This window comes from Streptomyces sp. NPDC021225, assembly GCF_044332865.1.
In the GTDB taxonomy this organism is placed as follows: Bacteria; Actinomycetota; Actinomycetes; order Streptomycetales; family Streptomycetaceae; genus Streptomyces.
On the sequence record NZ_JBIRPV010000007.1, the window covers coordinates 208872 to 220378 of the forward strand.

The 11507-nt window shown below is 68.7% G+C and carries 9 protein-coding genes and 1 pseudogene; 6 read left to right on the forward strand and 4 right to left on the reverse strand.

Annotated features, from left to right (window positions below):
• The first annotated feature begins 190 nt into the window (after positions 1–190).
• The 4 genes from ACH4S9_RS29790 (at position 191) to ACH4S9_RS29805 (ending at position 4478) form a co-directional block, all read left to right on the forward strand.
• On the forward strand, positions 191–1165 hold the full coding sequence (locus ACH4S9_RS29790) for a glycosyltransferase family 2 protein (protein ID WP_311724228.1): 975 nt from the start codon (positions 191–193) through the stop codon (positions 1163–1165).
• Entirely contained in the window at positions 1165–2607 is a 1443-nt protein-coding gene (locus tag ACH4S9_RS29795; protein ID WP_361183869.1) for a polysialyltransferase family glycosyltransferase, read from the forward strand. The genes ACH4S9_RS29790 and ACH4S9_RS29795 overlap by 1 nt, the downstream gene beginning before the upstream one ends.
• Before the next feature lie 250 nt (positions 2608–2857).
• The gene (locus ACH4S9_RS29800; protein ID WP_398374886.1) at positions 2858–3982 is read left to right on the forward strand and encodes an acyltransferase family protein; all 1125 of its coding nucleotides are present in this window, start codon (positions 2858–2860) and stop codon (positions 3980–3982) included.
• Between the two features lie 82 nt (positions 3983–4064).
• Positions 4065–4478 (forward strand): peptidase inhibitor family I36 protein, encoded by a 414-nt coding sequence (locus tag ACH4S9_RS29805; protein ID WP_398374562.1) that lies wholly within the window; start codon positions 4065–4067, stop codon positions 4476–4478.
• A gap of 64 nt (positions 4479–4542) precedes the next feature.
• Here the strand turns inward: ACH4S9_RS29805 and ACH4S9_RS29810 are convergent.
• The 4 genes and pseudogenes from ACH4S9_RS29810 to ACH4S9_RS29825 form a co-directional block, all read right to left on the reverse strand.
• Positions 4543–4725 (reverse strand): annotated as a pseudogene (locus tag ACH4S9_RS29810) (XRE family transcriptional regulator); the annotation flags it as partial.
• Between the two features lie 262 nt (positions 4726–4987).
• Positions 4988–5497: a hypothetical protein gene (locus tag ACH4S9_RS29815; RefSeq protein WP_398374563.1), complete on the reverse strand. Its 510-nt coding sequence runs from the start codon at positions 5495–5497 to the stop codon at positions 4988–4990.
• A 113-nt stretch (positions 5498–5610) separates the two neighbouring features.
• Positions 5611–6414, reverse strand: coding sequence for an SAM-dependent methyltransferase (locus ACH4S9_RS29820; RefSeq protein WP_398374565.1), 804 nt, complete (start codon positions 6412–6414; stop codon positions 5611–5613).
• 134 nt (positions 6415–6548) lie between these two features.
• The gene (locus ACH4S9_RS29825; protein ID WP_398374567.1) at positions 6549–7499 is read right to left on the reverse strand and encodes a LysR family transcriptional regulator; all 951 of its coding nucleotides are present in this window, start codon (positions 7497–7499) and stop codon (positions 6549–6551) included.
• Between the two features lie 138 nt (positions 7500–7637).
• Between ACH4S9_RS29825 and dnaE the strand changes: the two genes are divergently transcribed.
• Together dnaE and ACH4S9_RS29835 are read left to right on the forward strand one after the other, a co-directional pair.
• A complete protein-coding gene (dnaE, locus tag ACH4S9_RS29830) occupies positions 7638–11231 on the forward strand; it encodes a DNA polymerase III subunit alpha (protein ID WP_398374569.1) in 3594 nt (1197 codons plus the stop codon).
• Between the two features lie 28 nt (positions 11232–11259).
• Positions 11260–11502, forward strand: a complete 243-nt coding sequence (locus ACH4S9_RS29835) for a hypothetical protein (RefSeq protein ID WP_398374571.1) — start codon at positions 11260–11262, stop codon at positions 11500–11502.
• Positions 11503–11507 lie beyond the last annotated feature (5 nt).

Here is an 11507-nt window from a genome sequence, read left to right on the forward strand (position 1 = left end):
ACCGACGGGAGCCCTTCGGAAAGCCGTCGGGAAGTCTTCCGGAAGCTGTCGGGAAGTCGGTCGAAGCCCCCGGTCAACCGCGTAAATGTGGTGACAGGGGCGGCGGGTTAACCGTCCTGACGTCCTTCGTTCACCTTCACGTACACCCCTCGTCAAGCCGAATGCCAGACGGCGACCTACCGTCACGCGAGTGGTTAAGCTCTCCGTCATCGTGCCGTTCTACAACGTGCAGACCTATGCCCCCGATACGCTGAGAAGTCTGCGTGCGAACGCGCGTGCGGACTTCGAATTCATTCTCGTCGACGACTGTGCCACCGACGGGACGCCGGAGATCCTGGAGCGCGCCGAGCGCGATCTTCCGGGGGCCGTCTACGTGCGTCACGAGAAGAACGGGGGGCTCGCCACCGCCCGTAACACCGGCCTGGACGCGGCCCGCGGCGAGTACCTCACCTTCCTCGACGGCGACGACTGGCTCGCCCCCGGCTACTACGAGCAACTCCTCGCGTCCATCGAGGACTTGGGGTGCGACTTCGTGCGCACCGACCATGTCCAGTGCACCGGCCGGGCGCGCACGATCCACCGCGTGCCGCACGGTCTGCGCAACGTCGTCATGAACCCGCGCGACGTCATCCTCCCCGCCGACCGCTCCACCTCCGTCGACTACGCCTACGCCTGGGCGGGCATCTACCACCGCCGCCTGGCCGACCAGGGCCTGCTGCACTTCACCCACGGTCTGCGCACCGCCGAGGACCGCCCCTGGATCTGGAAGCTGCACCGCGAGGCGAGCTCATTCGCGGTGGTCGGACTGCTCGGCGTCTTCTACCGACGCGGCGTCGCCTCCTCCCTGACCCAGATCGGCGACGTACGGCAGCTCGACTTCATTCGCGCATTCGATCAGGTAATCGAAGAAACGGCCCAGGACCGGGACGCGGCCGATCTTCTCCCGAAGGCCGTGCGCACCTATTGCGCGATCATTTCCCACCATCTCGGCAACATCGAAAGGTTCGAGCCGACCGTGGCCAGGAAACTGCGTTCCATGTCCGCGGCCGCCATGAAGCGCATGCCACAGGACGTACTCAAAGAAGCGCTGGACTCGATGGACTACGAGCGCGCCGCCCGGCTGCGCCGGCTCAAGCGCCGCCCGGTGACGGAGGTGGCGGCCTGATGTCCGCCCTCGTCCCCGCCGGAGCCGCCGGGTCCGCCCGGGCGCCCCGCGCCCCCCGCAAGCGCACCCAGATCTTCCTCGCCTCCACGCTCTACGGCGCCGCCACGATCGTCGCCGCGCTCGACTCGGACCGCATCGGCCCGGCCGACCGCCGGCTGCTGCTCGTCAGCAACAACGCCGCGACGCCCGAGACCACGCCCGCCATCGACGAGATGCCGGGCTTCGAGCGGCTGCGCGGCCGCTTCGACCGCGTCCTGTCCTGGAACGAGACGATCAGCCCGTTCCACCCGGGCGGCTGGTCCCCGCGCGCCGACGACGCCCCGCTGTGGGAGCGCCATCTGCGGCTGCTGTGGAACCTGGGCGACGACGACATCGAGATCGTCCTGGAGTCCATCCAGGTCAACCCGGCCGGGGCGATCGCCAATGTCTTCCAGGGCGCGCCCATCGACGTCTACGCCGACGGGCTGATGAGCTACGGCCCCACCCGCAACAAACTCGATCCACTGATCGGCACCCGCATCCGCCGCCTCCTCCACCTCGACCTCGTCCCGGGGCTGCGGCCGCTGCTGCTCACCGAGTTCGGCGTCGAGCCGGAGATCATCCCGACCGATGTCTTCACCAAGGTGCTCACCGAGATCACCGACGCTGCCCCGCGCAGCGTCGCCTCCGCGAGCGAGCGGATCGCCACCGGCGTGGGCCCGGCCCTGATCCTCGGCCAGTACCTCTCCGCGCTCGACATCCTCACTCCACAGGAGGAGGAAGAGCTGCATGTGCGGATGTTGCGCGGGGCCGTGGCCCTCGGCCACCGCAGCGTCGTGTTCAAGCCGCACCCCACCGCGCCGGCCCGCTGGTCGCGGATGCTGGAGAAGAAGGCCGCGGAGCTGGGCGCCGAGCTGACCGTCATGGACACGCCCGTCCTCGCCGAGGTGCTGTACCAGCGGATGGCCCCCGCCCTGGTCATCGGCTGCTTCTCCACCGCGCTGCTCACCGCGAGCGTCTTCTACGGGCTGCCCGTCGCCCGGATCGGCACCGAGGTGCTGCTGGAGCGGCTGACCCCCTACCAGAACAGCAACCGGGTCCCGGTCACCATCGTCGACGCGCTGCTGCCCGACCTCGAGGACCACAAGGCCGTCGCCGCCTGGACCCCGCCCACCGACGAGCGCACCGGCCAGCGGCTGACCGGGCTGGTCAGCGCGGTCGGCTTCGCCATGCAGGCCAAGATCTACCCGAATCTGCGCCCCGCCGCCGAGCGCTACCTCGCCGCCCACCTGGACGCCGCCACCTGGCGCTACTTCAAGCGCCGCCGCCTCACGGCACTCGCCCTGCCCGGCGCGGTCCCCTCCCAGCTCGCCTTCATCCCGCGCAACGAAACCGTGCGCCGCGTGGCGCGCCGGGCGCGCGCGCTCAAGCGGTCGGCGCTGAAGCGAGCGGCCACGGGGTGAACCGGGTGCACCGGGGGACTGAGCGGGCCGTACGGGACAGACAGGCGACGAGTGCGAAGGAACGGAAACGGCACCATGACCACGGGCAGAGAGCTCGGCCGAATACGCGTTGAGGGTGACGGGGCGACGCGGAACGAGGTGACATCATGACCGCGACCGCAGGCGCACCCGCCCCGTCGTCCACCGGCTCGGGGAGCACCCCGGCCGGCGGGGACGCGGACGACACCGGCCCGATATCCCCCGCGCGCCCCTGCCCCCCGCACTCCCGCAGAATCCTTCCCCCTCCCCCGAGGGCTCGCGCCCGTCCCGCGGCGCGCCCGTACGACTGCGCGCGCTGGACGGCCTGCGGCTGCTCGCCGCCCTGATGGTCGCCGCGTACCACTACGGCGGCCGGGGCGGGGAGATCAGCCAGGCGTGGGGCACCTCCCCCCGCGAGCAGTTCCCCACCGCGTCCACCTACTTCGCGTACGGCTGCCTCGGCGTCCAGATCTTCTTCGTCATCAGCGGCTTCGTCATCTGCATGAGCGGCTGGGGCCGCCCCCTGCGCTCCTTCTTCGCCTCCCGCGTCTCCCGGCTGTACCCCGCCTACTGGGCCGCGATCCTCATCGTCACCGCCGTCTTCGCGCTGCCCTGGATCGCGTTCAAGTCGGTCTCGCCCAGCGACACGCTCGTCAACCTCACCATGCTTCAGCAGCCCATCGGCGCGGACCGGGTGCTGGGCGTGTGCTGGACGCTCTGGGCGGAGCTGCGCTTCTACGCCCTGTTCGCGCTCTTCGTCGTCCTCCCCGGCGCCAACCGCCGGCGCGTCATCCTCTTCTGCGCCGTATGGACCCTGGGCGCCGCCCTCGCGGACGCCGCGAACCAGCCCTTCCTCGAGCTGGTCCTGATGCCGGAGTACGCCCCGTACTTCATCGGCGGCATGGGCCTCTACCTGATCCACCGCTACGGCCACGACGCCCTGGCCTGGGGCATCGTCGGCCTCAGCTTCCTCATCGGCCAGCACTACGCAGTGGCCGAGCTGTGGCACGCGCCGAATCCTTCCTTCTTCTCCTACCGCTCGACGCTCGGCATCGTCGCCATCGTCGCCTTCGGCTATCTCGCGGTCGCCCTGATCGCCCTGGGGAAGTTCCAGTGGGCCAACTGGCGCTGGCTCACCCTCGCGGGCGCGCTCACCTACCCCTTCTACCTGGTCCATGAACACCTGGGCTGGGTGGTGGTCGAGCTGCTCCACCAGAAGCTGGGCATCCCCTCGTACGGCACCTTCGCCCTGACCATCCTGCTGATGCTGGTCCTCGCCTGGCTGCTCTACCGCTTCGTGGAGCAACGCCTGACTCCTGTCATCAAGCGGTCGTTGACGGCCGTTCGGGTGCGCTGACGGCCCGGCCCGCCCTAGGGTCTCCTCCCGTTGGTTCGGCGCATCACCCGCTGGGCCCGATTCGGGCCAAGGAGGAAAATAGATGAGGAACACGTTCCGTGCCCTGCTGGTATCGGTGGCCGTCGCGTCCGCCACCGCGCTGCCGTCCTCCATGGCCCACGCGGCCGAGGCCGGCGGGTACGACCGGTGTCCTGACGGCTATTACTGCATGTTCTCGGGGCTCGACGGCACCGGCGACATGATCAAGCTGAACGGAAACACGCCGGACCTCGCGGCGCTCGGCATGAACGACCGTGCCAAGTCGGACTGGAACCGGACCTCTTCCACCATCCACCTCTGGTCCGACGCGAACTACACGGGCTGCACGGTCGTCACCTCCGCCGGCCCGAGCGGCAAGGGCAACTTCTTCCCCGACTACCGGGACTTCCTCAGCTCGGTCCAGTTCAACGGCCCGGGCGGCCCCAGCTGCGGCACCCCGCCCGGCGAAGACGGCTGACCCCCGGGCTGCCCCGGCGGCCCGGGCGCCACGCGTCCAGGCCGCCGTCCCCCGCCAACTGCCGCTACCGCGGGGCGGCCGAGTTCTCGGGGACGGGAACGCCACCGGCCCACAGTTCTTCTGTGTGCTCGACGAAGCGCGAGCACATCCCCACCTCGCCGTGACGCCGCAGATGCATCAACGGCGAATCATGGCCGAGGAGCCGGGCCAGGTGCGGTGTGACGAGTGCGTCGTCGTCGAAGCGGAAGGGTCGGCAGGCGCCCCGGCGCGACGGGTCAATGTCCGGGGGCATGGCCACCAGCTGCGAAGGAGGCGCGCGCCCGCCCACGCACGGCCAGGAATGCGCGGCCGATCCGGACCACCCGAATGAACCGGGCGACTGCCAGGACAAGGTCCCGCCCCTGTGTCGCGGTCCCCCGCCTGGCGGGGTGGGCGGTCCTGATGTGTCCCCAGCCAGCACGGACCGTGGCGCGAGGGCGGCTGAGACTGCGCCCGTGCCGGGCACCGCGTCACTGGGAAGACGATGACCGGGGCACGGGACGCCATGCGGCCGGCCAGGCGACGTCCCGGGCAACGGCCCCTGACACACCGAGGCTGGCGCGGGCCTGTTCTACGTAGCGGCTCCGCGCCTCTCGGAACTCCTGATACGCCTGATCCCAGTTCTGTTCGACCTCCGTGGCGACACCGCGGGCCAGACACTCCAACCGCCACAGGCAGTGGTCAAGTGTCCTGGACGCGGTGTTCGCCTCCGTGTCACCGAGCAGCCCGAGCGTCTCCGACAGCGCGGAGCGGCGCGACTCCAATTCCCGTACCTCGGCCAGCACTTCGGGCGTGGGTTCCCATGGCATGGGTCCCGACACCAGACCCCGGGCGGCAGCGATCATCTGGTAACGAGCCGCCAGCTCTTTCACGGCGTGGGCGTACTCGGCATAGGCCGTCAAGCGGTGCTCGTCCCAGCGCACAGACTGTTGCCTGCGCCACCTCGTCCGCTCGTTCAAGCTGCTCACCAGGAACGACATGGCAGCCCCCAGGGCGACGCCTACGAGCGGAAGTATCTGGCCGGACAGACTCACCATGGACTCCCGATCGGGTAGCACAGCAATGTACGCATTCCTTTCCACCAACAGCGTGCCTACGGCTTGTAGGCGAGGGCGGCGTGAATGCAGGAGTCGGCCTCGTCCCCCGGCCGGGCGTCCGCGTCCGGCCGCCAATGGTTGGTGGCGACGATGCCGGGGGCAAGGATCTCCAAGCCGGCCCGTTCCAGGAATCCCGCGATGGTGGCCTTGTCTCGCGGTGTGACGGTCACGCCGCCCTCCGCGTACAAGGAGGTCAGGAGTTCCACGGTGCGCCGGTCGCCGTCATAGTCGTGGGTGCCCTGCGAAAAGACCACATAGCTGCCACTCGGCAGCTCTCCGACCAGCCGCTCGATGATGCCGGCCGGATCGTCCTCGTCCTCGACGAACAGGAAGACCGAGGCCAGGAGCAGCCCGACAGGCCGACCGAAGTCGATGCTCCTCCTCACGACCGGGGAGCGCAGGATCGACTCGGGATCGCGCGCATCGGCCGTGAGGCAGCCGACCCGGGGGTCCCCCTCCCACGTGGCCGACAGCCTCGCCATGACCGCCTCGTCCCGATCGACGTAGACGACCTTGCAGGTCGGGTCGACGGCCTGCGCCACCTCGTGGACGTTCGGTGCGTGGTCCAGCCCGGAGCCGATGTCCAGGAACTGCCGGATGCCGTACTGCTCGGCGACGGTACGCACCGCCCGCAGCACAAAGAGACGCTGGTTGCGTGCGATGAAGCCGACGTTGGGCACCTGCTGCTGTATCCGTTCGGCCAGTGTCAGTCCTCGGCCCGCGCCGTCTTTCTCGTCGTCCAGGAAGTGCGCGTACAGCCGTGCCGCGTGCGTGGCGGCTGGGGTGTCATGAGAAGTCATGCCGCTCTCCAGTGGTCTCGCTCTCTTCGGCACCGTGGGTACGCCAGCGGTCACCGAACCGTCAGCACGATCCTTCCCGTGGCCCGGCCGGATTCGCTCAGCTCGGCACCGCCACGTACATCGGTCATGCGTGTTCATGCATGTGCAGGCTGAGCGCGCTGGGCCCATTTCGGCGTCCAGATGCCGTTGTCGGCGCGGCCGGGATACGCGGAGGTGAGATGGTGGCGCAGGGCGGCCAGGGCGGGGTGGGGGTTGTCGGTGCGCCAGACCAGGGAGTGCGGGTAGACCGGGGTCGGTTCCTGGAGGGGGATGCGTCGCAGGTCGTGGCGGGCGGGCCAGACGAGCGGGGTCTGCTCGCTGACGAACGTGGCCAGCGTCGAGGAGTCCGCGATGGTGTCGAGCAGATGCTCGACACCGAAGTTCGGGCCGACCGCGTCGATGGTGAGACCGAACGTGGCGGCGAGTTCGTCGTAGTAGGCGGCCCACTCGGTGCCGGGCATGTTGCCGGGCATCCAGATCCGGCGCCCGGCGAGCTGGGCGGGAGCGATCGCGGGGGCGCCGGCGAACTCGTGGGCCGGCCCGGTGAACAGGTACAGCGGTTCGTCGAAGACCGGAGTGGCCTCGATTCCGTCGGGGAGCTGCCGGCCCGGCATGGTCACGGCGCGGAAGGTCGCGTCGATCGTCCCGGACCGGACGGCGGCGATGGCCGTGTCGAAATCGAACAGGTTCAGGACATCGAGCTCGGTCTCGGGATGCGCGCGGTGGAAGTCGCGCAGCAGACCCGCCACCGAGACCCGGTAGCGGATCACGTCGACCCGCAACGCCCGGCGCCCGGGCCGCACGGACGCGGCCGCCCGTTCCTCGGCTTGGAGGAGAGCGCGGGCGTAGGGCAGGAACGCCTGCCCGTCGATGGTGAGCCGGGCGCCGCGGGCCGTACGGCTGAACAACTGCACACCGAGGTCCTTCTCCAGCACGGCGACGCGCTTGGACACAGCCTGTGGAGTGATCGACAGGTTGGCGGCGGCTTCCTGGAACTGTCCCGCGTCCACGGCGGCGACGAAGGTGCGCACGGCAGTGAGATCCATGCCGCCCATCCTAGATGGACAACCAATCGTTGAGCCTGAGCACCGAAATAGTTGTTTGATTCCAGTACGCCACGCTCGTTTTGATGTCTCCGATCAACCTGTGGTTTGGCAACCAGCGCGGCAGGAGGCGACCCATACATGCCGGATTCCTTCGTTCATCTCCACAACCACACCGAGTACTCGATGCTGGACGGCGCGCAGAAGCTGACGCCGATGTTCGGCGAGGTGGCCCGGCAGGGGATGCCCGCGATCGCGATGAGCGACCACGGCAACATGTTCGGTGCCTATGAGTTCGCGCAGGTCGCGAAGGGCTTCGAGGGGATCAGGCCGATCATCGGCATCGAGGCGTACGTGGCGCCTTCCTCTCGGTTCGGCCGGAAGCAGGAGTTCTGGGGGCCGGGAGGCCGTCGCGCCACGAGCGCGGACGGCGAGGGATCGAAGGATGTCTCCGGTGGCGGCCGCTTCACCCACATGACCATGTGGGCGCGGAACAGCCAGGGCCTGCGGAATCTGTTCTGGCTCAGCACGCAGGCCAGCTATCAGGGTCAGTTCCCCGCCGGAAAGCCGCGCATGGACCGGGAGTTGATCGCCGAGCGGCCGGACGGCGTCATCGCCACCACCGGCTGCCCGTCCGGCGAGATCCAGACCCGCCTGCGGCTGAACCAGTACGACGAGGCGAAGGCTGCCGCCGCGGCCTACCAGGAGATCTTCGGCCGCGAGAACTACTTCCTGGAGCTGATGGACCACGGTCTGGACATCGAGCGTGAGGTCCGCGAGGGCCTGCTGCGGCTGGCCACGGAACTGAACCTTCCGCTCCTGGCCACCAATGACGCGCACTACGTCACCGAAGACCAGGCCGACGCCCACGACAGCCTGCTGTGCATCGGCGTCGGCAAGAACAAGGACGACCCGGGCCGCTTCCGTTTCAACGGCTCCGGCTACTACCTCAAGACGGCCGCCGAGATGCGCGGCCTGTTCTCGGAGCTTCCGGAGGCCTGCGACAACACCCTGCTGATCGCCGAGGGCGTCGAGTCCTACGACGAGGTGTTCGACTACGTCGACGAGATGCCGCGGTTCCCGGACGTGCCCGAAGGCGAGACCCAGGAGTCGTGGCTGCGCAAGGAAGTCCTCAAGGGGCTGGCGATGCGCTACGGAGACCCGGTCCCCCAGCACATCCTGGATCGCTTCGAGACCGAGATGTCGGTGATCGGCCCCATGGGATTCAGCTCCTACTTCCTCGTCGTGGCGGACATCTGCCGCCACGCCCGGGAGAACAGGATCCCGCTCGGTCCCGGCCGGGGTTCGTGCACCGGCTCGATCGTCGCCTACGCCACCCGCATCACGGAGCTGTGCCCCCTGCAACACGGCCTGCTGTTCGAACGCTTCCTGAACCCCGAGCGCATCAACCCGCCGGATGTCGACCTCGACTTCGACGACCGTCAGCGCGACCGGATGGTCCGCTACGTCACCGAGAAGTACGGCGAGGAGTACACCGCGATGGTGAACACGTTCGGCAAGATCAAGGCCAAGAACGCGATCAAGGACTCCTCGCGCATCCTCGGCTATCCCTACGCCCACGGCGAGCGGATCACCAAGGCGCTCCCGCCGGACCAGAACGGCAAGTCCGCCCCGCTGGCCGCCATCTTCGATCCCTCCCACGAGCGATACGGCGAGGCCGGGGAGATCCGGCAGATGTACGACAACGAACAGGATGTGAAGCGGGTCCTCGACACCGCCCGCGGGGTGGAGGGCCTCACCCGCGGCACGGGAGTGCACGCCGCGGCGGTGATCCTTTCCAAAACGAAGCTCACCGACCGCATTCCGCTGCACATGCGTGCCTCGGACGGCGTGAAGATCACCGGCTTCGACTACCCGTCCTGCGAGGCCATGGGCCTGATCAAGATGGACTTCCTGGGGCTGCGGAACCTGGGCGTCATCGACCAGGCCATCGAGAACATCCGCGAGAACCGGGGCATCAGCCTGGCCACCGTGGATCCCCTGGACGGCGACCCGTCCACCGTCGTGATCCCTCTGGACGACGCCACGACATACCGGCTGCTGGCCGAGGGCAACACCTTCGGTGTCTTCCAGCTCGACGGCGGCGGCATGCGCGTCCTGCTGAAGCAGATGGAACCCACCCGCTTCGAGGACATCGCCGCGGTCAACGCCCTCTACCGGCCCGGCCCCATGGCGGCCAACGCGCACACCAACTACGCGCACCGCAAAACCGGCCGCCAGGAGATCACCCCGATCCACCCCGAGCTGCGCGACGCTCTGGAGCCGATCCTCGGCAACACCTTCCATCTGCTCGTCTACCAGGAGCAGATCATGGCCATCGCCCGGGAACTGGCCGGGTACACCCTCGGCGGCGCCGACCTGCTGCGCCGTGCGATGGGCAAGAAGAAACCGGAGGTACTGGCCGCCGAGTGGGACAAGTTCCACTCCGGCATGCGCGGCAATGGGCACGGCGAGGAAGCCATCAAGGCCCTGTGGGACGTCATGCTCCCGTTCTCCGGCTACGCGTTCAACAAGTCCCACACCGCCGGCTACGGCCTCGTCTCGTACTGGACCGCCTACCTCAAGGCCAACTACCCGGCCGAGTACATGGCCGCCCTGCTCACCTCGGTCGGCGACGACAAGGACAAGGCCGCGGTCTACCTCGCCGACGCCCGCAAGAACGGCGTCCGCGTCCTCCAGCCGGACGTGAACGAGTCCGTCGCCGAGTTCACCGCCGTCGGCGACGACGTACGGTTCGGGCTGCGATCCGTACGCAACGTCGGCGACAACGTCATCGAGGCCGTTGTCGAAGCGCGCCGGAGGGGGAAATTCACCTCCTTCTCCGATTTCCTCGGCAAGGCCGACCTGCCCGCGCTGAACAAACGAGCCGTGGAATCCCTGATCAAGGCCGGCACCTTCGACTCCCTGGGCCATTCCCGCAAGGGCCTCACCGCCGTCCACGAGGACGCCATCGACACGATCATCCCCGTGAAGAAGGCGGCGAGTTACGGACAGGACGACCTCTTCGCCGACCTGGGCGGCGAGGGAAGCGGCGAACCGGCCTTCGGTCTCGACTTCCCCATCGACGAGACGGAGTGGCCACGCCGGCAGCTCCTGGCGACCGAACGCGAAATGCTGGGCCTGTACGTATCGGCCCACCCGCTGGACGGCGCCGAGCACGTCCTTTCCCGGGCACGGGACTGTTCCATCGCCGAACTGCTCGCCTCCGGCCGCACCACCGGGGACGTACAGCTCTCCGGGCTGATCACCGGCATTCAGCTCAAGATGACCAAACAGGGCAACGCCTGGGCCATCGTGAACCTCGCGGACCGTGACGCCGGCATCGAAATTCTCTTCTTCCCCGCCGCATACCAGCTCGTGCAGCACGCGCTGGCCGAGGACAACGTCATCGCCGTCAAGGGAAAGGTCGAAGACAGGGACGGAACCATGAACATCTTCGGTCGCGAACTCTCCGTCCTCGACATCTCCTCCGCCGAGATCGGCGGCAGGCCACCCGTGAGGCTCTCGCTCCCCTCGCACCGCGTCACCGAACAGTCCGTCAAAGAGCTCAAGCGCATCCTCGCGGCCCACCCGGGCGACAACCCCGTACACCTCAGTGTCCGCGGCGCGCGCAAGACCACCGTCTACGCCCTCCAGGCCACGGTGAACCCCACGACCATCGCCTCCGATGTCAAAGGCACCTTCGGAGCCGACGCCTGGCAGGGCATCGCATGAGCCCCACGGCGGCTCCGGTCGCCGGATCGTGCTCGGCCAGTACCTCGGCTTCGCCGCCATCCTCGCCGCCGCCGTCGCCGCCGCGTTCGGCGCGACCTTCCTGCCCGAGGCGGCCATCCCCTACCTCGGACTGCTGCCCCTCGCTCTCGGCCTCAAGGCGGCGTGGCAGGCATGGCGGCAACGGAGTGACGAGGACGACGAGCGGCGGCCGACCGCGGACGGCCCGAAGACGCTGGAAGTCGCCGCGGTCACCTTCGCCAACGGCCTGTAGCGCGA

Excerpts from the sequence above, each read along its gene's own strand:
- ACH4S9_RS29795 (WP_361183869.1), top strand. The coding sequence starts at position 1,165 with ATGTCCGCCCTCGTCCCCGCCGGAGCCGCCGGGTCCGCCCGGGCGCCC.
- ACH4S9_RS29805 (WP_398374562.1), top strand. The coding sequence starts at position 4,065 with ATGAGGAACACGTTCCGTGCCCTGCTGGTATCGGTGGCCGTCGCGTCC.
- ACH4S9_RS29815 (WP_398374563.1), bottom strand. The coding sequence starts at position 5,497 with ATGTCGTTCCTGGTGAGCAGCTTGAACGAGCGGACGAGGTGGCGCAGG.
- ACH4S9_RS29820 (WP_398374565.1), bottom strand. The coding sequence starts at position 6,414 with ATGACTTCTCATGACACCCCAGCCGCCACGCACGCGGCACGGCTGTAC.
- ACH4S9_RS29825 (WP_398374567.1), bottom strand. The coding sequence starts at position 7,499 with ATGGATCTCACTGCCGTGCGCACCTTCGTCGCCGCCGTGGACGCGGGA.
- dnaE (WP_398374569.1), top strand. The coding sequence starts at position 7,638 with ATGCCGGATTCCTTCGTTCATCTCCACAACCACACCGAGTACTCGATG.